The organism is Arthrobacter sp. zg.Y820, assembly GCF_030125555.1.
In the GTDB taxonomy this organism is placed as follows: Bacteria; Actinomycetota; Actinomycetes; order Actinomycetales; family Micrococcaceae; genus Arthrobacter_B.
In genome coordinates this window covers 169,317-188,660 of record NZ_JASKLX010000012.1, presented here as the reverse complement: position 1 = coordinate 188,660, position 19,344 = coordinate 169,317, and the positions used below count along the sequence as shown (strand labels likewise).

Here is a 19,344-nt window from a genome sequence, read left to right as displayed (position 1 = left end):
CAACGCAACACGACGGCTCGCGGATCAATCCCGCTAGGCGAGGACGGCCCATCCGTTCGCCGGCACGAGGAAATCGCCGCCGTCGCAGGCGGCACTGCCGGCGACGACGGCGGTCGCACCGGCGCCGGGCAGAAGCTGTGCGGTCGGAGCAAGGTTCAGCAGCGTGACGAGCGCGTCGGCGCTGCTGGCGGCAGTGCGGAAGGCAAGGGTTTCATTCGACGCCACGATGAGGTTCGAGGTGGCGCGGTGGAGCCAGGGGTTCCGGCGACGGAGGCTGATGAGCTCCTGGTGCTCGTGCAGAATTCTGGATGCCTCCGGATCAAGGGCATCCTCCCCCGGAGGTGCGGCGGGGAATGCCGGCCGCACGGCGTCGTCACCGCCGAACCGGTCTTCCTTGACAGCCTTCCAGCCGAACTCGTCTCCCGCGTAGATGGAAGGGACTCCGGCAACGGTGAAGAGAACGGCGAGGGCATGCCCGACATGGTCCGAACCGATGGCGGAGGCTATGCGGGTGACGTCGTGGTTGCCGATGAACGTCGACGGGACGTAGCCGGACAGGAGCAGGCTGTGCCGCTTGAGCGCGTGGCCGAGTTCGTGGAGGTTGCGGTCGGAGATACCGTGCCAGATGCCCTGCCACAGCTCGTATTGGGTGAGCGAGTCCATCGTCGAGGCCTCAATCATCTGCACATCGGCGCCGTGGATGACCTCCCCGGTGAACCACGCCTCGGGATGCCGCTGTCGGACCTTCGGCAGGACCCCGGCCCAAAATTCGGGGGGGACGGCGTAGGCTGCGTCGAGCCTCCAGCCATCAACCCCCCGCTCCAACCAGTAATTCATGACGTCGATCACCAGGTCAGCGACGCGGGGTGATCTGTGGTCCAGCGCGACCAGTCCGTCGTGGCCTTCAAAGACATCAGCTTTAACCGGCTTCCCCGGGCTCCACCCCGCCCAGTCGATGCGGAAGAGGTCCGCGTACGGTGAGGCCTGACCGTTGCGCTCGACATCAGTGAACCAGGGATGTGCCCGCCCCACGTGGTTGAAGACACCGTCCAGGAGGACGCGGATCCCCCGTTCGTGGGCAGCGTTCACCAAATGCACGACGTCGGACTCGTCGCCGAGCCGGTCGTCGACGGCGTAATAGTCGAGGGTGTCGTAGCCATGGGTCATGGAGGAGAAAACCGGGCCAAGGGCGAGGCCGTTCAAGCCCAGGTCAAGGATGTGGTCGAACCAGCGCTCCACCTCCGGAAGGCGGTGGCTGACGCTGCTGTCCCGGTCGTCGGGCCGGATCGGCGCACCCACGAAGCCCAGCGGATACACGTGCCACCACATAACGTGCTCAACCCAGTTGGCGCTCATCAAATCCTGCCCTCGCTGTTGCTCTTACTCTTCCGGTTTGTGTCTTCGTCCCGGGAAGAGTTCGATCCGCACGGTTCCGCGTCAGCATCCCGGCGTCATCCCGGCGTCATCCCGTTGCTTGATTCTTTCATGCACCGGGCGGGCTTTCTTGGAACGGGGCAGTTGAAAGGAATTCGCCGGCGGTACGACGCCAATGCCCGAATTTGATGATTGTGTCCGGACAAAGAAAAGCGCCGGCAGACTATGGGCTGGTTGGGGGGAACAACCCTAGTCTGCCGGCGCCGGATAGGTCACTACTCTATCCATTCATCACTCGCACCCTTATGAGGTACTTCTACAATAATGGACCTGGCTGGGCGGGAACTGTAGGAAAGCTGGCAACTCCCTGAACGCCCGGTCCGGCGGTTTTCCCGCAGGTCAGGACGCCCGCTGCCGGCCGTCCAGGACATGCTGCTGGCGGGGCAGCTGAGGCAGGGCAGTGCTGGCGGCCAGCACCAGCGCCGGACGCGCACCGTTGGCTGTGTTGCAGATTTGCTGGGCAGGGGCCGCCGGGCCGCCGGCGCCGGAGGAGCCGTCCTTCGCGCTGCCCGGCTTGTTGCCCGGCACGCGGTCTCCCGAGCTGTCGGTGCGCTCCGCCGGCGCTGACTTCGATCCGGCGTTGTTGGCGGGGCGGCCTTTTGCCTGAGCCGTTTTGGCCGGCGGGATTTTCGACTGGGTCCTGATCCCCTGAGCCGGGTTCGACGCGGATTTCGTCGGAACGGTCTTTTTCGGCGCAGGCTTGGCCGAGGCGGCAATGTTCTGCCCGTTGGCCGGCTGCTTCTGAGCGGCAGGTTTCGTCGCGGCCGTGTCCGAAGCGGACACCGATGCGGCGGGGCGGACCGTCCGCGGACTGACGGGAGCCGGGTGGGGCCGCCCCGTGGCAGCAGGCGGGCGCAGGGCGGACCGAACTTCTTCGGTCGCCGATCGTGTCGTGCCGAGAAATGCCACGGCGGCGGTGTCTTCCGGCGCCGTTTCTGTCCGCTTGAGCGCCCATTTGTTCACCAGGCGGTAGACGGCGGCAATTACCACAATCAGCGCAGCGCCGGTCCCGTAAAGAAGCACCAGGGACAGGGCCAGAGAAGTTGTCCCGCCGGAAAAGAAACCGAAGTCTGTTATTGCCAATATGAGCCATACGCAGGAAATAACGGTTATAGCTGTTCGTACTTTTACATAGAGGGGACGTTGCTGCGCGCCAACGAGCTGTGGCGGCAATATATCTGGCACTGGGACAGACCTTTCAAGACAAAAAGGCGGATCTAAACGAAGAGGAAGCCGACATGGCTTTGTCCTTCAACTTTAGGCACCGGGGGCAGTGAAAAAGACCATACGCGCCACCTCGGACCGATTCGTTACGCAGTAGTTGTGAGATCTTGGTCACAGCGTTGCGCGAGCTGGATCCAGGGCCTTGGCCGCCGGGGTTTTCGAACTCTCGCCCAGCAGCGGGGCAACCGCCAGTTCAGCAATTCCGGACGAGGTCTGAAAGCCGTAGCCACCCTGCCCGGCGAGCCAGAAGAACCCGGGAACGACGTCGTCGTACCCCACCACCGGCAGGCCGTCGGCAGCTTCGGTGCGCAATCCGGTCCAGGACCGGACCACGTCGGTGATGCCCAGCGTCGTGACGGAATTGACGAGTTTCACCAGCGCCTCGACCTCCTCCGCGCGCGGCCGGGCGTCCACCGGATCGCTCGGCACGGTCTCCGACGGAGAGATCAGCACCTGCTCTCCTTCCGCCCGGTAATAAAAGGACTCATCGGCGTCGGCAACCATTGGCGCGCCCGGTGCCAGCGGGTTTTCCACGACGACGACGGCGGCAGTGCGCCGGTACGGCTGCAGCCCGCGGGTCCGGACACCGTACAGCGAGGCCAACCGGTCGGCCCACGCGCCGGCCGCGTTCACCACCACGCGGGACCGGATGCTCAGCGGCCCGGCCGTGGTCACCCAGCTGCCCGCGTCGTCTGCACCGGGTTCGAACACCGCGCTCCGGACCGGATGGCCGGTCAGGATCCGTCCGCCGCGGTCCAGGATCCGCTGCCGGTGATACTCCATCAGCGCATCGGTGTTGCAGGCAACGGAGGTGGTGTCCAGGCCTGCCGCGGCAAACGCGCCGGGTTTCAGCTCGGGAGCCAGGGCCTGCACTTCGCCGGGTGTGACCGGACGCATGTGGCCGCTGGCCCGGTCCCGGACGGTGCCCTCGGTTCCCACCAGCAGAAAGCTGCGCGGGGTGAGCACCGGTTCCGGCAGATGGACCTCCAGCGCCCGGATCAAGGCGAGCGTCCGGATCGTCAGGTCCTGAATCACGGCCGGGCCGTAACTGGGAATGAGCTGCCGTGCCGAGCGCGAGGAGGTGTGGAAGCCCAGGGTTTCCTCAGCCTCCACCACCAGCACGCTGGTCCGGCCGGCCAGCGCCGAGCCGAGGGACAGTCCGGCGATTCCTCCGCCGACCACCAAGATGTCGACTTCCCCGACGCCGTCAGCTTCCCGGGTGCCGTCGCCTTTCTCGCTGCCGTCGACTTTCCCCATGCCACTGTCCGTTACTTGCCTCCTCGGGCCCTCACGGCCAGTCCGGTCCCTCGGTCAGGATTTCCATCAGGGTCTCCGATCCCAGCAGGTACATGCCCGGATGGTCGTCGGAGTTGGCCAGCAGGCTCGAGGCCATGCAGACTGCCCAGCCCTGCGCCCTCCCCCAGACGTGCGGATCGGCGTCGTACTGGGTGCCCAGGGATTTCCGGAACTCATTACGTCCGGTCCGGTCAAACACCAGCCAGGCGGCGGCGAGGTCAGTGGCCGGATCTCCCGCGGTCAGGTCTCCGAAGTCGATCACGGCCTGCAGCGTGCCGTCCGCCGCGCCGACGAGGTTGGCGGGGTGCAGGTCGCCGTGAATCCACAGCGCCGGTCCGGGCCAGACCGGAAGCTCGAGGCTGGCCTCCCACAGCTCGCGGATCCGGGCCGCGTGCGGCACCATGCCGCTGTCGAGGCGGCCCCGCACGGCGTCGTTTCGGCTGGCGAGCGGAACGCCGCGCACCGGGTTGCGCGGAAAGTCCGGCGGCGCCGGCCGGTGGAAGGCGTTCAGGAACCCGGCCAGCGGGGCGGCCAGTGCCACGTTGCGGTCCCGCGGCTGGAGCGAGACGGCGGTGCCGGGAAACCAGCGCGTGACGTTCCACGGCCAGGGAAATGCCTCGGAGGGGCTGCCGGCGTAGAGCGGAGCGGATGTCGCGACCGTCAGGTCCGCGGTCAGTGCGGGCAGCCAGACCTGTTCGTTGGCGGTCAGCGCCGCTGCCGACAGACGCCGGGGCAGCCGGACGGCATAGTCGGTGCCGAGCCGGAAGATGTAGTTGTCCCAACCGTTGGCCACCGGCCGCAGCGGCCGGTCCGCCAGGTGCGGGTGCTGTTCCTGCAGCAGCCGGCGCACCAGGGACTCATCCACGAAGATCTCTGCGGGAGGGTGATTGGCCATGCCCTGACCCTACCGCCCGCCGGAGTGCTGCGTCTGCCCGCGGAGATGTCCGGCTGCCGCACGGGTTAACGCGGACGCCGGCCCCGGGAATCCCGGGACCGGCGTTCGTTTAGGTCAGATCAGCGGCCGGTGTCAGTTCTGCACGCCGAGGCGTTCGAGGATCAGCTCGCGCACGCGGCCGGCGTCGGCCTGTCCGCGGGTCGCCTTCATGACGCCGCCGACGATGGCGCCGACAGCCTGCACCTTGCCGCCGCGGATCTTGTCCGCGACGTCGGGCTGGGCCGCCAGGGCGGCGTCGATGGCTTCGAGCAGCGGGCCGTCGTCGGACACTACGGCCAGGCCGCGCGCCTCGATGACTTCCTCCGGAGTGCCTTCGCCGGCGAGGACGCCGTCGAGGACCTGCCGGGCCAGCTTGTCGTTGATCTTGCCGGCCTGGATCAGGCGGTCCAGTTCAACGATCAGTTCGGGCGTGACGCCAACCTCGGTCGGATCGACCTCGGCTTCCTTGGCGCGGCGGGAGACTTCGCCCATCCACCACTTGCGGGCCACCTGTGCGGAGGCGCCGGCGGCGATGGTGTCTTCAATGGAGTCCATGACCCCGGCGTTGACGACGTCCCGGAACTCGGCATCCGAGTAGCCCCAGTCGGCCTGCAGCCGCTTGCGGCGCTCGGCCGGCGGCTCGGGCAGGCGGGAGCGCAGCTCTTCGATCCATTCCTTGGAGGTGACCACGGGAACGAGGTCGGGCTCCGGGAAGTAGCGGTAGTCGTCGGCGTCGGACTTGGGCCGGCCCGACGTCGTCGAGCGCGTGTCCTCGTGCCAGTGCCGGGTTTCCTGAACAATCTTGCTGCCGGATTCGAGCACGGCGGCGTGGCGCTGGATTTCGTAGCGGACGGCGCGTTCGACGGCGCGCAGCGAGTTAACGTTCTTGGTTTCCGAGCGCGTGCCGAACTTTTCCTGGCCGTATGGGCGCAGGGACACGTTGGCGTCGCAGCGCACGTTGCCGCGTTCCATCTTGGCGTCGGAGACTCCGAGGTTCTTCACGATCTCGCGGACCGCGGCCACGTAGGCCTTGGCCAGCTCGGGCGCGCGGGAGCCGGCGCCCTCGATCGGCTTGGTGACAATCTCGACCAGCGGAACGCCGGACCGGTTGTAGTCCACCAGCGAGAAGTCGGCGCCCTGGATGCGTCCGGTGGCGCCGCCCATGTGGGTCAGCTTGCCGGCGTCCTCTTCCATGTGGGCGCGTTCGATCTCGACGCGGAACACGGTGCCGTCTTCAAGTTCGATGTCCAGGTAGCCGTCGTACGCGATGGGATCTTCGTACTGCGAGGTCTGGAAGTTCTTGGGCGTGTCCGGGTAGAAGTACTGCTTCCGGGCAAAGGTGCACGACGGCGCGATCTTGCAGTTCAGCGCGAGGCCGATCAGGATCGAGTACTCCACGGCGGTCTTGTTGACCACCGGCAGCACGCCGGGCATGCCCAGGCAGACCGGGGTGACGTTGGTGTTCGGCTCGTCGCCGAAGATGTTGGGCGCATCGGAGAACATCTTGGTGTTGGTGTTGAGTTCCACATGGACCTCGAAACCGAGCACCGGATCGTACTTCTCCATGGCCTCTTCGAAGGACAGGGTGTCGTCCTGGATGTGCACAGACATTACTTCACTCCTCCGAGTACGGGTGCAGAGGCCAGCAGCGGGCCGCCCCACTTCTGTTCCAGCAGGCCTTCGAGGGCCGCGCCGGCGCGGTACAGCCGGGCGTCTTCGCGGACCGGAGCCAGGAACTGGATACCCACGGGCAGTCCATCGGCCAGGCCGCCGGGGATCGAGATGCCCGGGACGCCGGCCAGGTTGGCTGGAATGGTTGCGACGTCGTTCAGGTACATCGCCAGCGGATCGTCGAGCTTTTCGCCGAGCTTGAACGCCGTGTTGGGCGAGGTCGGGGAGATCAGGACGTCCGCCTGGGCGAATGCGGCGTTGAAGTCGCGCTGGATCAGGGTGCGCACCTTCTGGGCCGAGCCGTAGTAGGCGTCGTAGTAACCGGCGGACAGCGCGTAGGTGCCCAGGATGATGCGGCGCTTGACCTCTTCACCGAATCCGGCGGCGCGGGTGGCGCCCATGACGCGTTCGATGGTCATCGGACCGTCGGCGGGCAGGGCACGCAGGCCGTAGCGGACGCCGTCGTACTTGGCCAGGTTCGAGGAAGCCTCGGAGGGCATGATCAGGTAGTAGGCGCCGAGGGCGTACTTGAAGTTGGGGCAGGAGACCTCAACGATTTCCGCTCCGGCATCCTTGAGGAGTTCAAGCGACTCGTTGAAGCGGGCCAGGACGCCGGCTTCGTAGCCTTCGCCCTGCAGTTCCTTGATGACGCCGATGCGCATGCCGGCCACGTTGCCGTTGCGGGCGGCCTCCACGAGGTTGCCCACGGGGTCGGTCAGCGAGGTGGAGTCGCGGGGGTCGTGGCCGCCGATGACTTCCTGCAGCAGTGCCGCATCCAGGACGGTCCGGGAGACCGGGCCGATCTGGTCCAGCGAGGAGGCCATGGCAATGGCTCCGTAGCGGGAAACGCCGCCGTAGGTGGGCTTCACGCCAACCGAACCGGTAACGGCCGCGGGCTGGCGGATGGAACCGCCGGTGTCGGTGCCCAGGGCCAGCGGAGCTTCGAAGGCAGCCACGGCAGCAGCCGAACCGCCGCCGGAGCCGCCGGGAATCCGGTCCAGGTCCCACGGATTGCGGGTGGGTCCGAATGCCGAGTGCTCGGTCGAGGAACCCATGGCGAATTCGTCCAGGTTGGTCTTGCCGAGCATCGGCATGCGCGCGGCGCGGATCTTGGAGATCACCGTCGCGTCGTACGGGCTCATCCAGCCCTCAAGCATCTTGGAGCCGGCCGTGGTGGGCTGGCCCTTCGTGACGATGAGGTCCTTGATGGCGATCGGCACGCCGGCGAGGGTGTGCAGGGTTTCGCCGGCGGCGCGGGCCTTGTCGACGTCGGCCGCGACCTGCAGGGCCTCGTCGGTGTTCACGTGGAGGAAGGCGTTGACGGCGCCGTCGACCTCGGAGATCCGGTCCAGGTGGGCCTGCGTGACTTCTACGGCGGATACCTCGCCGGACGCGAGCTTGTCTGCCAGGACGGCAGCGCTCGAAGTAATCAGTTCATTCATGGAAGTCTTTACTCCTCATCCAGGATGGCAGGGACCTTGAAGCGGCCGGCGGCGTTATCGGGTGCACCGGAAAGCGCTTCTTCATTGGTCAGCGTCTGCCCCACAACGTCTTCGCGGAACACGTTGGTCAGCGGGATCGGGTGGGAGGTGGCCGGGATGTCCTCACCGGCAACTTCGCTTACGGATTTGATCGAATCAACAATGACATCCAGTTCGCCGGCCATTTTGGCCAGTTCGTCCTCGGTCATCTCAATGTGGGCCAGATGCGCCAGATGCGCCACAGCCTCACGATTGATCTCAGACATGAGTCTCCCATGCGTCTTTTACGGATAAATAGGTATCCGTTCCAGTCTACGGCGTTTGCTGGTGCGGTATTCCGTGTCTCGCCCGGGGTGAAACGCTGCCGTGGGTGGTTGCGGGTGCGTGGGGGCCGGCGCGTTGGGGCGGCGTGCCGGTGCTGGTGGGTGGGGTGGCGTGCCGGGGTGGTTCAGATGCGCCGGCGTGCAAGCCGCGGTGGTTTAGCTGCACCGAGCGTGCAGATCTGGCGGATTAACCTGGTCTCAGCCCCTCGAGAGCGCAGCTCCGGCGGGATACAGCGAGCGAAAGCCACCATAGCTGCACTCTGGAGGGCGCGGGCGTCGCCTGAAGCCGCCATATCTGCACACTGGATCGACCGGCCGAATCTCTCGTGCAGATCACGCACGCTAAAGAGCCGTTTCCGTTGTTGTGAGGACCTGATCTGCACGAAGGATGCCGCACAGGCCGCCGGCACCCCTCCCGGCCGGCCGCAACCGACAGCCGAGATGCACGACGAAGCCGATGAGTCCGCCAAACCTCCCGTCAGGGACCGGCTGAGGAAGATGGTCGCTTCCCGGATTCTTGGTTACGCTCGCGGAATGGCTTCGGACCGAAATCCCCAGGTGATCGTGTTGAACGGGGGCTCGAGCTCCGGGAAGTCCTCAATCACTCGAGCTCTCCAGGAACTGCTCCCCGGCATCTGGTTGACCTTCGGCGTGGACACGTTCCTCGACGCACTTCCCGATCGGGGCCGCAGCCCGCGGGCGGGAATCACTTACGAGCAGGACGGCACCATCACCTTTAGCACTGAGCACCGGGCCCTTGAGCGCAGTTGGTACACCGGGTTAGGCAGCATGGCCGGGGCCGGGGCGCACCTGATTCTGGATGAGGTTCTTCTCTCCGGTGGTTCCGGCCAGGAGCGTTTACGGTCAGCGTTCAGCGACGTGAACATGGCGTGGGTGGGCGTGCGCTGCGACCCTGATGTGGCTGCATCCCGCGAAGCACAGCGGGCTGACCGCGTGGAAGGAATGGCGCGACAGCAAGCCCGGGGCGTGCACCGCGGAGTGACCTACGACTTCGAGGTCAACACCACGAAGCGTTCGACCGAAGAATGCGCACACGACATTGAGCGCTGGCTCCAGCTCCCCAACGACAAAACAGGGCCCTTCGACCGCACACCTGTGCACGGCCGAAGGGCCCCCGGATCAGGCAGAAAGCTGGGTTAGAGCTCCAGGGAGAAGACCCAAAGGATGATGTCCTCGTTCGGCACGTACCAGTCACGCTCGGGCACGCGCTTGAAGCCCATGGATTCGTAGAGGGCATGGGCATTGGTCATCGGCGTCATGCTGGTGAGGGTGACGGCGCGGATTCCGTCGAGGCTGCGGGCATAGTCGACGACGGCGGCAACCAGTGCCCGGCCGACGCCGCCGCGCTGCAGCTGGGGGTCCACGGCGAGCATGCGGAACTCCAGCTCGCCCTCGATCGCAATGTCGGTGTACGGCTGGCCGGCGAAGGTGATGGCCGTGGAGGCAGCAACCTTTCCGTCCAGCTCGGCAACCCAGACCACGGCGTTCTTGGCCCGGTCCTCAACGTTCTCGAGTTCCTTGACGTAGGGATTGTCGGCGTCAATGAAACCGGCGTTTAGGTACGCATCACGGGTGATCCGGCGGATGTCGTCAAAGTCTGCCTCGGTGGCCTGCCGAACGGTGATGCTCATGCGTGTTACGAATCCTTACGTGGGTCTTGATTTCCAACGTAGATTCTATCGCGGCGAATTGCCGCCGGCCGCCGGTGGTGACCCCGGGCACGGCAGAGCCCATCGGGGGCATCCGGGCACGGCTCGCGTGGCAATCCGCCGTCGGGCTCACGGCGCCGGGCTACCGCCGTCGGGCAGCGGCGGCGCAGGAGACGCAGAACCGGGCTTCGGGCCGGATGTCCAGCCGCTCCGCCGGGATCGGATTGCCGCAGTTTTCGCACACCCCGTAGGTGCCCTTGTCCAGGCGGACCCGTGCGTCCAGCAGCTCGATCAGTGAGGCCTCGGCAGCGGCCAGCAGCGCCATTTCGTTGTTCCGCTCGACCGAGACGGTGGACCCCTCCGGGTCGTGTTCGTCGTCGGCGGGGGTGTCCTTGGCCGCGAGGGTTACTTCGCGGATGTCCGCCAGCACGGCGTCGATCTTTTCCCGGGCCTCTGCCATGCGTTCATCCAGCAGTTGGGCGAAGTGCGCGGTGTCCAGGTCGGCCGGGGTTGCGTGCTGAGGGGCCGGGGTGCGCGTATCGGCGGCAGCCGAGGGCTTCCGGGGAGCGGCGGTTACTTTGCGGGTCATGGTGGTTCCTCCGGTCCATGAGGGGCACGTTCTCCAAATTATCCGCTCCCACCTGCTCAAACACCCGGCGCCGGAAGCCCGCTTTACTCAGGGCTTAATCGCCGGCCGGCACGCCCGGAATTGCCGGCCGGGCTAGCATTGGCGGAAACAAGGACAAGGCCGTCTCAAGTTAATTCGCCGGCCGCTCAGGGGGACACGAATGGTCGATGCAGGTTACAACGAGCCGCGCCTGGTCGCGCTGTACGACGAGGACAACGCCGGTTCCTGGGACACGGACTTTTATGCCGGCCAGCTTGGCGACGCGCCGCTGCGGGTGGCCGACGTCGGCTGCGGCACCGGCAGCTTCGCGGTGCGGCTGGCGCAGGCCGGCCATGCGGTCACCGGCGTGGACCCGGCGGAGGGAATGCTGGCGGTGGCACGCACGCGCGACGGCGCCGAGCTGGTGACGTGGCTGGACGGGACCGCCGTCGACCTTCCGGTGGGCCCGTTTGATGCCGCGGTCATGACCGGCCACGCGTTCCAGTGCCTGCTCACGGAATCGGAAATCCTCGAGACCCTCAAGGCTGTCCGTTCCCGGCTCGCGCCCGGCGGCACCTTCTATTTCGAGACCCGCAACCCTGCGGCCAAGGCGTGGCTGGAATGGGACAGCTCCGGCGACGTTCCGGCAGTGCAGGAGTCCTCGGCCGGGCCCCTCGAAGTGACGTGGAGGCTGCTTGCTGTGAAGGAACAGCCCGGCGGCGTCCTGGTCACCTTCGAGGACCGCACCGTTTTCCTGGCCGACGGCGCGACGTTTGCCAGCAGCAGCACCCTGAAGTTCACCCGGGCTGACGTGCTGGAGCGGCTGCTGAACGACGCCGGGTTCGCCGAGGTGGACTGGTTCGGCGACTGGCACGGCGGACCGCTGGCTCCGGAAACCAGCCGCGAAATCATCGTGGCCGCCCGGACACCGGCAGCCGGCTGAGGCGCCAACACCGCCGGGCTGCCGGTGTCCGGCGTCAGGCGGTGAGGGCAGCCCCGGCCGCCGTTACGGCGGCAAGCCGTTCGGCGTCGCTGCCGGGCTTTCCGGGCCGGAGCACCGGAACCCCCGCTTCCTCGGCGATCAGCGCACCGGCGGCATAGTCGTATTCGTTCAGTCCGCGCTCGGAATAGCCGTCCAGCGTCCCGTCGGCCACCATGCACAGGTCCAAAGCGGCGGAACCCAGCCGGCGGACGTCCGCATATCCCGCGGCCAGCTCCGGCAGTGCGGCGTACTGCTCCGCGCGGACCCCGGCATCGTAGGAAAAGCCGGTGCCCAGCAGCTTGCCGACCCGTTCCGGGTCCGGGCCGGTGAGCCGGCGGACATTGCCGTGCTCGGCCAGCCAGGCGCCGTGCCCGCGGGCAGCCGAGTACACCCGCACCAGCGCCGGAGCATGCACGACGCCGGCCAGCCAGACGCCGTCGTCGTTCACGGCCGCCACTGAGGTGGCGTAGTAGACGATGTTGCGGATGAAGTTGGTGGTCCCGTCGAGCGGATCGATGGACCAGCGGATGCCGGACGCGTGGACCGGAACGGTGTCCTCGAGTTCCTCGCCCGTGACGGTGTCCTGCGGCCGGCGGCGGCTGAGGACTTCCCGGACGGCCTGCTCCGCCGCGGTGTCGAATGCGGTCACCCAGTCGCCGGCGGCGCTCTTGTTCACTGCGTTGAGCCCCTCGAAGCTGCGCCGCGCCAGCACCGCGGCCCCGGCAGCGGCAGCCTCACGGGCGACGTCGAGCAGTTCCAGCGGATCACCGACGGGTATCGCGGCGGGGTCCGGAAGCGGTGTCATGCCGTGTCCTCCTCGAGCGTCCGGCCCGCCAGCAGGGCACGGAAGCCGTCTTCGTCCAGCACCGGCACGCCGAGGGATTCCGCCTTGTCCAGCTTGGTGCCGGCGTTCTCCCCCGCCACCAGGTAATCAGTTTTCTTCGAGACCGAGCCCGAGGCCTTGCCTCCGCGGGTGATGATGGCTTCCTTGGCCTCGTCGCGGCTGAAGTTCGGCAGCGTGCCGGTCACCACGATGGTCATGCCTTCGAGGGTGCGCGGCACTGACTCGTCGCGTTCGTCTGCCATCCGGACCCCGGCAGCGGCCCAGCGGTCCACGATTTCGCGGTGCCAGTCCTCGGCGAACCATTCGGTCAGGGCCGCGGCGATGGTGGGGCCGACGCCGTCGACGTGCGCCATCTGCTCCTCTGTGGCGGCACGGATGGCGTCCATGGAGCCGAAGGCGGTGGCGAGCGCGCGGGCCGCGGTCGGGCCCACGTGCCGGATGGACAGCGCCACGAGCACCCGCCAGAGCGGCTGGGACTTGGCTTTTTCCAGTTCGGTGAAGAGCTTGCGCGTGGTGGCTGTGGGTTCGGAGGGCTTCTTGGCGGTGCCCTTGGAGTAGAAGTACGGCACGAGTTCGGTGCCGTCCACCACGCCCTTGACGCGCTTGGGCCGTTCGATCCGGACCTCGGCGAGGTCTTGGACGGTCAGGTCGAACAGCCCGGCCTCGCTGGTCAGCGGCGGCACTTCGGGTTCGGTGGGCTGCGTCAGCGCAATCGCCGCCTCCCAGCCGAGCGCCTCGATGTCGAAGGCGCCCCGTCCGGCCAGGTGGAACACGCGTTCGCGCAGCTGCGAGGGGCAGGACTTGGCGTTGGGGCAGCGGATGTCGACGTCGCCCTCCTTGGCCGGCTTCAGCTCGGTGCCGCAGGACGGGCAGTGGGTGGGCATCACGAAGTCGCGTTCGCTGCCGTCCCGGAGTGCGACGACGGGGCCCACGATTTCCGGAATCACGTCACCGGCCTTGCGCAGCACCACCGTGTCGCCGATCTTCACGCCCTTGGCCTTGACCACGTCCTGGTTGTGCAGGGTGGCCATTTCCACGGTGGATCCGGAGACCAGCACCGGCGTCATCATGCCGTACGGGGTGACCCGGCCGGTGCGGCCCACGTTTACGCGGATGTCCAGCAGTTTCGTGTTCACTTCCTCCGGCGGATACTTGTACGCCACGGACCAGCGCGGCACGCGCGAGGTGTGGCCGAGGGCGCGCTGCAGCGCGAAGTCGTCCACCTTGACCACAATGCCGTCGATCTCGTGCGAGAGGTCGTGGCGGTGTTCGCCGTTGACGGCGATGAACTCCAGGACCTCCTCGTAGCTGTCCAGGACCTTGTAATAGGGCGACGTCGGCAGGCCCCACTGCTTGAGCAGCTCGTAGGTCTCGGACTGGCTGGCGGCGCTCAGCCCCTCCCGCAGGCCGATCCCGTGCACGTACATGCTCAGCGGGCGCCGGGCGGTGACCTCGGGGTCCTTCTGCCGCAGCGATCCGGCGGCGGCATTTCGGGGATTCGCGAACGGCGCTTTGCCGGCCTCCACCATGGTCTCGTTCAGGTGCGCGAATTCCTTGGACGGAATGAACACCTCACCGCGGATTTCCATCTCCGCGGGCAGGTTCTCGCCCTTCAGGACCTGCGGGATGGACTTGATGGTCAGCACGTTGTGCGTGATGTCCTCGCCGGTGGTGCCGTCACCGCGGGTGGCCGCCCGGACCAGCTCACCGTTGCGGTAGAGCAGGTTGACGGCCAGGCCGTCGATCTTCAGCTCGGTCAGCCATTTGATTTTCTCGCCCGGGGCGATGTTGGCCACTGATGCCTCGGCCTTGCGGACCCAGGCGTCCAGCTCATCGAGGGAGAACACGTCCTCCAGGCTGTACATGCGCTGCAGGTGCTCCACCGGTGCGAACGCGGCGGACACCTCGCCGCCGACTTCCTGGGTGGGCGAGTCGTTGGTGACCAGTTCCGGATGCAGCGCTTCCAGCTCTTCGAGCCTTCGGTACAGCTCGTCGAACTCCGCATCGGACACCAGCGGGGCGTCGTCGTTGTAGTACGCGAAGCGGTACTTCCTGACCTGGTCCGCAATGCTCTGGTATTCCTCGCGCAGGTCCCCGCTCGGCGGGGTCTCCGTGCTCAGTGACTCGACGGCGGCTTCAGTGTCCGATAGTTCCGGGGATGTCTTGGCTGTGCTCACCTAACCAATCTTGCCCCATTCGTATCTTCTGCGGGAGCCGGAGGGCTGAGCTGCTGCCGTCGGGCTCCGCGCCGGCACCGCGTCAGCCGTCCTGGCGCGCGGCGCACACCCTTCGCTCACGCCCCGCCAGCGGCTAATCGGCATTGCCCTCAGGCTGGCGGATTCGTCCAGGAATACGCCGCGAACCGGCTAGACCCTGCTCGGCACACGGTTCTCGATCATCTGGTGATCCGTAACCTCCTCCTCCGGAACCACCGTCCAATACACCCCGGCATCTCCCTTGTACAGCCCCAGCGCTTCGGCCCGGTCGGCATTGTGCCCGGTGTAAAACAGTCGGACCATTCGTCCGTCCTGCCCCTGGGCAACGTCGGTAATTCGGAACGGTTCACCGCGCCAGGTGCAGGTGGCCAGGAGTTCGAAGAAGTCCTCCACTTCGGCAAACGGAACCGTTGAGCTCCAGCAGCCCTTGGGCGACTGTCGGAACGAGCCGAACTCGGCCGGGGGCTGGGTCGGGGCGGCCAGCACCGCGTTGTCTTCCTCAAGGTCGGCGCGGAACCGCTGTCCCCGCCACACTGCGTTCCAGCCCAGAAGGTGGGAGGGGATATGCCGGCCGGGCTGCCCCGGGCCGGCCGGATCGTCCGTCACGACCATCCAGCCGTCGGCCACCCCCCAATACACCGCCACGCATTCCTTCGGAGCCCCAGCCTTGACCCGCCACACCTCGGCACGCGGAGTAAGGGCGCACTCATCCAAGAAATAGAGCGGAACCAGTCCTTTGGACCAGTGCGCGAAGCCCGTCCCGGTGAACGGCGGACGGTCCACGAACTCGGGTGCCATGGCATCGTGGATGTAGATCGACAGCGGTGCCTTAAAGCGCAGGAGGTGCACGGTTTCCGCCGCCGGGTCCCATGGCGATCCCGGAAACCCCAAACCGTGGACGGCAAAGAGGTCCGCAGGCGTGAGTGCCGCACGGGCGTCCGCTTCCTTCACAGCGAACCCGGAAACAGTGTCCCGATTGCCCTCCACAAGCAGCTTGACCTGCTCGGGACTCAACGCCTTTTGTAAAACTGTCATGCTCGCCCTCCCAACGCCGCGAATACAAAGTCCCGCGGCGAGACATCTTCTTTGCGCAATCCACCGGGAAACTGTTGTCCCTGAATATGTCGAGACTAGTCCAGACTCCCTGGTCCCCCTTTCAGAGGGCTGGGAAACAGTGCTCCCGGTGACTCGCCAACTCGGCGTCTCCGGAGTCAGCCGATGTTCTGCACCGCGCCCCTGGCCCGGGCGCCGGCGCTGGACGCCGTCTGGTCGTTCAGGTTCAAGGTTTGCTTCACCAGCGCGATGATGTTCCGGGTCTCATTGGCGGCGTTGCGGAAGCGGTTTTCCACGGCCTGGTAATCCTCCGACACCCCGTCGGCCTGAAAATCGGACATGGCGGCATTCACCGACTTTTCCCGCTCGCCGATCAGCGACTCAAGACGACCCACAATGGACTGGATATCGCCCTGCACTGCTGAAGAAATGTCGGTGTCGTAGCTCAAACGGTCCTGGGACATGGTTGAACCTTTCAAAGTTGGTCAGAAATCAGAAGTAACGGAGAGCAACAAAAAGCGGAAGAAATGCAGGGAATCCGGCGACGATCAGCGCGAGGAACCGAAGCGGGCAGCATCAAAACTTGCGGCTCCCTGCTGCTGCTGGGCATTGTCGGCACTTTCCTGGTCACCCATGTGGAAGGAGCGGTCCATTTCGGCCTGTCCCATCAGGATGGCCGCCAGGGATCCGTTCAGTTCATTGGCCACCTCGTCGGTGCGGGCCTTGAACTCGTCGAACTTCACCCGGCCGGAACCGTTGAACTTGCCCTCGAGCGGAGCCACGGCTTCCACCAGTGCACGCACCAACTGGCCCAGGTCCTGATTGGAGGACCCCGTTTGCTGCGTCAGCGTTCCCAGCGTCTGTGAACCCATATCAAATTTCATCACTGCCCACCTTCAGCGCGTGCGCGCCCTCGTCCGGCTTGGTCTTCGGCGCCGTAGGGTGCTTCCCTGCGGGGCTCCCTGCGGAGGCCCGCCCGGCTGCCGATGGCCCCATCCAACGCGGCCGGTCCGGGAAACGCCATGCGGGGCACGACACTTGTGGATAACTGCAGTGCGGCCCCGTCCGGACGGGCCCGGAGGAGGGCCGGCCGGTGCCGGCCTGCCGGACCGGCAGCGCCTTTCACGGCGCGCGGCGTGAACCTTGCTATGAGGTGCGTCACCTGCTAGGCCTGTTCCTACGGGTGTGGCAGCCGGTCCGGGACGCTCCGGGCGCCCGGGCGGCCGACGGCGGAGCGAAGGGAAGTGCGCAGTGGTACGGAAGGAACCCCGCGTTGAAAACGTGGATGAAAAGGACATAGAGGTCAAGCCGCCCAAGGAGTGGGCTGCGGGTTTGCCCGGCGTCTACAACTCCCTGAAGCCGGCGATTCAGCACATGGGCGTCAAACGGACGCTGGAAGCCACCTTTAAGATGAACCAGAAGGACGGCTTTGACTGTCCCAGCTGCGCCTGGCCGGATCCGAACCACCGCAGCAAATTCGAGTACTGCGAAGAAGGCGTCAAGGCGGTCACCTGGGAGGCCGCGCCCGTGGTCATCTCCTCGGAGTTCTGGGCCGAGCACAGTGTCAGCGAACTTCGCGACCGCACCGAATACTGGCTGGGCATGCAGGGCCGACTGACCGAACCGGTCTACAAACCGGCCGGAGCAGACCACTACCATCCGGTCAGCTGGGACGAGGCCTTCCGCATCGTCGCGGACAAGCTCAACAGCCTGGACTCTCCGCATGAGGCCGCGTTCTACACCAGCGGCCGCACCTCCAACGAGGCTGCCTTCCTCTACCAGCTCATGGTGCGCGGCTTCGGCACCAACAACCTGCCGGACTGCTCCAACATGTGCCATGAGTCCTCGGGCTGGGCCATGGGCCAGACCATCGGCATTGGGAAGGCCACAGTCACCTATGACGACTTCGGCAAAGCGGACCTCATCATCCTGATGGGCCAGAACCCGGGGACAAACCATCCACGGATGCTGACCGCCCTTGAGGGCTGCAAGCGCAACGGCGGCAGCATCGTCGCCGTCAATCCGCTCCCCGAAGCCGGCATGCGGCGGTATAAAAACCCGCAAAAGGTCCGCGGCGTCGCCGGCAAGGGAACCGAGCTCGCCGACCAGTTCCTGCAGATCCGCCTCGGGGGCGACATGGCCCTGCTGCAGGCCATTTCCAAGCGCGTCCTGGAGGCCGAGGACCGGAACCCCGGCACCGTCCTGGACCATGACTTCTTGGAGAAGCACTGCGAGGGCCTGGACGACCTCAGAGAGCACCTGGTCCACCTCGATGACCAGACGGTGGTGGAGGCCACCGGCCTGCCCATTGAGGAAATCAACGAGCTCGCCGACCGGTACCTGCAGGCCGACAAGGTCATCATCTGCTGGGCCATGGGCATCACCCAGCAGAAGAAGGCAGTTCCCACGATCAAGGAAATGATCAACCTGCTGCTGCTGCGCGGAAACATCGGCAAGCCGGGTGCCGGCGCGGCGCCCATCCGCGGGCACAGCAACGTCCAGGGCGACCGGACCATGGGCATCTGGGAACAAATGCCCCCGGCCTTCCTCGATGCCCTCGGCAAGGAATTCAGTTTCGATCCGCCCCGCGATCACGGCACCGACGCCGTCGAAACCTTCTACGGCATGCAGGACGGGCGCATCAAGGTCTTCGTGGCACTCGGCGGAAACCTCATCTCGGCGATCTCCGACACCCAGTTCGCCGAGGCGGCGATGCAGAAGACCGAGATGACGGTACAGATTTCGATCAAGCTCAACCGCTCCCATCTCATCACCGGGCAGGAGGCGCTGATCCTGCCCACCAAGGGCCGCACGGAGATCGACGTCCAGGAGAGCGGACCGCAGTTTGTCTCGGTCGAGGACACGGTCTGCGTGGTTCATCCCTCGCGCGGAAATCTGGAGCCGGTGGGCGAGAACCTGCTCTCCGAGCCGGCCATTGTCTCGCGGCTCGGCGCACTCATCGTCGGGAACAAAATCGATGCCGATTGGGCGGAATACGAGAAAAACTACGACCTCATCCGCGACCACATCGGCCGCGTCGTCGAGGGGTGCGACAACTACAACGAGCGGATCCGGCAGGACGGCGGCTTTGTGCTGCCCAACGGCCCCCGGGACTCGCGCACCTTCCGCACGCCGACCGGCAAAGCGATCCTCACGGTCAACGATCTGGAGGCCGTGGAGCGCCCCGAGGGCACCCTGATCCTGCAGTCGCTGCGCTCCCACGACCAGTGGAACACCACTATTTACGGGCACAACGACCGCTATCGGGGCATCCGCGGCGGCCGGCACGTGCTGTTCATGAACGCTGAAGACATCACGGAACTGGGCCTCAAGGACGGCCAGTACGTGGACATTCACGGCGTGCACCACGACAACGCGGAGCGGATCCTGCGGAAGTTCCGCGTGGTCTCCTATCCAACGCCGCGGGGCTGTGTTGCCGCGTACTATCCCGAGGCCAACGTCCTGGTGCCGATGGACCACACCGCAGAGGGCAGCAACACCCCGGTGTCCAAAACGGTACTGGTGCGGGTGGAACCCAACAGCGCCCCGGCCCAGGACCAGGCCGAGGACTTCAAGTCGCGCACCCGCGCCTAACCCTGCGGGACTGCC

The 19,344-nt window shown here is 66.3% G+C and carries 17 protein-coding genes; 3 read left to right on the top strand and 14 right to left on the bottom strand.

The annotated features are described in order from the left end of the window. Positions 1-33: 33 nt before the first annotated feature. The 7 genes from QNN99_RS14650 to gatC form a co-directional block, all read right to left on the bottom strand. Positions 34-1,356, bottom strand: coding sequence for an alpha-amylase family protein (locus QNN99_RS14650; RefSeq protein ID WP_229967383.1), 1,323 nt, complete (start codon positions 1,354-1,356; stop codon positions 34-36). A gap of 417 nt (positions 1,357-1,773) precedes the next feature. Continuing rightward, complete coding sequence (locus tag QNN99_RS14645) at positions 1,774-2,517, bottom strand: hypothetical protein (RefSeq protein ID WP_229967380.1); 744 nt, start codon at positions 2,515-2,517, stop codon at positions 1,774-1,776. Positions 2,518-2,769: 252 nt separating this feature from the next. Further along, the gene (locus QNN99_RS14640; RefSeq protein WP_229967379.1) at positions 2,770-3,915 is read right to left on the bottom strand and encodes an NAD(P)/FAD-dependent oxidoreductase; all 1,146 of its coding nucleotides are present in this window, start codon (positions 3,913-3,915) and stop codon (positions 2,770-2,772) included. Between the two features lie 31 nt (positions 3,916-3,946). Further along, positions 3,947-4,849: an aminoglycoside phosphotransferase family protein gene (locus tag QNN99_RS14635; RefSeq protein WP_229967377.1), complete on the bottom strand. Its 903-nt coding sequence runs from the start codon at positions 4,847-4,849 to the stop codon at positions 3,947-3,949. A 132-nt stretch (positions 4,850-4,981) separates the two neighbouring features. Next, the gene (gatB, locus tag QNN99_RS14630) at positions 4,982-6,499 is read right to left on the bottom strand and encodes an Asp-tRNA(Asn)/Glu-tRNA(Gln) amidotransferase subunit GatB (protein WP_229967375.1); all 1,518 of its coding nucleotides are present in this window, start codon (positions 6,497-6,499) and stop codon (positions 4,982-4,984) included. Beyond that, a complete protein-coding gene (gene gatA / locus QNN99_RS14625; protein WP_229967373.1) occupies positions 6,499-8,001 on the bottom strand; it encodes an Asp-tRNA(Asn)/Glu-tRNA(Gln) amidotransferase subunit GatA in 1,503 nt (500 codons plus the stop codon). Before gatA ends, gatB begins: the two co-directional genes overlap by 1 nt. 8 nt (positions 8,002-8,009) lie before the next feature. Continuing rightward, on the bottom strand, positions 8,010-8,306 hold the full coding sequence (gatC, locus tag QNN99_RS14620; RefSeq protein ID WP_152221910.1) for an Asp-tRNA(Asn)/Glu-tRNA(Gln) amidotransferase subunit GatC: 297 nt from the start codon (positions 8,304-8,306) through the stop codon (positions 8,010-8,012). 591 nt (positions 8,307-8,897) lie between these two features. Here gatC and QNN99_RS14615 point away from each other — a divergent pair. Further along, positions 8,898-9,524: a chloramphenicol phosphotransferase CPT family protein gene (locus QNN99_RS14615; protein ID WP_229967361.1), complete on the top strand. Its 627-nt coding sequence runs from the start codon at positions 8,898-8,900 to the stop codon at positions 9,522-9,524. Here QNN99_RS14615 and QNN99_RS14610 read toward each other — a convergent pair. Continuing rightward, positions 9,521-10,015, bottom strand: a complete 495-nt coding sequence (locus QNN99_RS14610) for a GNAT family N-acetyltransferase (protein ID WP_229967359.1) — start codon at positions 10,013-10,015, stop codon at positions 9,521-9,523. The two genes, QNN99_RS14615 and QNN99_RS14610, sit on opposite strands and share 4 nt — an antisense overlap. A 160-nt stretch (positions 10,016-10,175) precedes the next feature. Continuing rightward, on the bottom strand, positions 10,176-10,622 hold the full coding sequence (locus tag QNN99_RS14605) for a TraR/DksA family transcriptional regulator (protein ID WP_229967357.1): 447 nt from the start codon (positions 10,620-10,622) through the stop codon (positions 10,176-10,178). Positions 10,623-10,821: 199 nt separating this feature from the next. On the opposite strand from QNN99_RS14605, the gene QNN99_RS14600 reads away from it, so the two are divergent. Then, on the top strand, positions 10,822-11,583 hold the full coding sequence (locus QNN99_RS14600; RefSeq protein WP_229967355.1) for a class I SAM-dependent methyltransferase: 762 nt from the start codon (positions 10,822-10,824) through the stop codon (positions 11,581-11,583). 34 nt (positions 11,584-11,617) lie between these two features. Here the strand turns inward: QNN99_RS14600 and QNN99_RS14595 are convergent, their stop codons facing one another. The 5 genes from QNN99_RS14595 to QNN99_RS14575 all read right to left on the bottom strand — a co-directional run bounded on the left by QNN99_RS14595 (position 11,618) and on the right by QNN99_RS14575 (position 16,619). After that, the gene (locus QNN99_RS14595; protein WP_229967353.1) at positions 11,618-12,427 is read right to left on the bottom strand and encodes an inositol monophosphatase family protein; all 810 of its coding nucleotides are present in this window, start codon (positions 12,425-12,427) and stop codon (positions 11,618-11,620) included. After that, a complete protein-coding gene (ligA, locus tag QNN99_RS14590) occupies positions 12,424-14,586 on the bottom strand; it encodes an NAD-dependent DNA ligase LigA (protein WP_442860537.1) in 2,163 nt (720 codons plus the stop codon). Before ligA ends, QNN99_RS14595 begins: the two co-directional genes overlap by 4 nt. A 246-nt stretch (positions 14,587-14,832) precedes the next feature. Further along, on the bottom strand, positions 14,833-15,717 hold the full coding sequence (locus QNN99_RS14585) for a hypothetical protein (protein WP_229967351.1): 885 nt from the start codon (positions 15,715-15,717) through the stop codon (positions 14,833-14,835). 176 nt (positions 15,718-15,893) lie between these two features. Continuing rightward, complete coding sequence (locus QNN99_RS14580) at positions 15,894-16,199, bottom strand: pore-forming ESAT-6 family protein (protein WP_229967349.1); 306 nt, start codon at positions 16,197-16,199, stop codon at positions 15,894-15,896. 84 nt (positions 16,200-16,283) lie between these two features. Then, positions 16,284-16,619, bottom strand: a complete 336-nt coding sequence (locus tag QNN99_RS14575; protein ID WP_229967570.1) for a hypothetical protein — start codon at positions 16,617-16,619, stop codon at positions 16,284-16,286. 367 nt (positions 16,620-16,986) lie between these two features. Between QNN99_RS14575 and QNN99_RS14570 the strand changes: the two genes are divergently transcribed. Then, on the top strand, positions 16,987-19,329 hold the full coding sequence (locus QNN99_RS14570; protein ID WP_229967347.1) for an FdhF/YdeP family oxidoreductase: 2,343 nt from the start codon (positions 16,987-16,989) through the stop codon (positions 19,327-19,329). Positions 19,330-19,344: the final 15 nt, after the last annotated feature.

Excerpts from the sequence above, each read along its gene's own strand:
- QNN99_RS14650 (WP_229967383.1), bottom strand. The coding sequence starts at position 1,356 with ATGAGCGCCAACTGGGTTGAGCACGTTATGTGGTGGCACGTGTATCCG.
- QNN99_RS14640 (WP_229967379.1), bottom strand. The coding sequence starts at position 3,915 with ATGGGGAAAGTCGACGGCAGCGAGAAAGGCGACGGCACCCGGGAAGCT.
- QNN99_RS14635 (WP_229967377.1), bottom strand. The coding sequence starts at position 4,849 with ATGGCCAATCACCCTCCCGCAGAGATCTTCGTGGATGAGTCCCTGGTG.
- gatB (WP_229967375.1), bottom strand. The coding sequence starts at position 6,499 with ATGTCTGTGCACATCCAGGACGACACCCTGTCCTTCGAAGAGGCCATG.
- gatA (WP_229967373.1), bottom strand. The coding sequence starts at position 8,001 with ATGAATGAACTGATTACTTCGAGCGCTGCCGTCCTGGCAGACAAGCTC.
- gatC (WP_152221910.1), bottom strand. The coding sequence starts at position 8,306 with ATGTCTGAGATCAATCGTGAGGCTGTGGCGCATCTGGCGCATCTGGCC.
- QNN99_RS14615 (WP_229967361.1), top strand. The coding sequence starts at position 8,898 with ATGGCTTCGGACCGAAATCCCCAGGTGATCGTGTTGAACGGGGGCTCG.
- QNN99_RS14610 (WP_229967359.1), bottom strand. The coding sequence starts at position 10,015 with ATGAGCATCACCGTTCGGCAGGCCACCGAGGCAGACTTTGACGACATC.
- QNN99_RS14605 (WP_229967357.1), bottom strand. The coding sequence starts at position 10,622 with ATGACCCGCAAAGTAACCGCCGCTCCCCGGAAGCCCTCGGCTGCCGCC.
- QNN99_RS14600 (WP_229967355.1), top strand. The coding sequence starts at position 10,822 with ATGGTCGATGCAGGTTACAACGAGCCGCGCCTGGTCGCGCTGTACGAC.
- QNN99_RS14595 (WP_229967353.1), bottom strand. The coding sequence starts at position 12,427 with ATGACACCGCTTCCGGACCCCGCCGCGATACCCGTCGGTGATCCGCTG.
- QNN99_RS14585 (WP_229967351.1), bottom strand. The coding sequence starts at position 15,717 with ATGACAGTTTTACAAAAGGCGTTGAGTCCCGAGCAGGTCAAGCTGCTT.
- QNN99_RS14580 (WP_229967349.1), bottom strand. The coding sequence starts at position 16,199 with ATGTCCCAGGACCGTTTGAGCTACGACACCGACATTTCTTCAGCAGTG.
- QNN99_RS14575 (WP_229967570.1), bottom strand. The coding sequence starts at position 16,619 with ATGAAATTTGATATGGGTTCACAGACGCTGGGAACGCTGACGCAGCAA.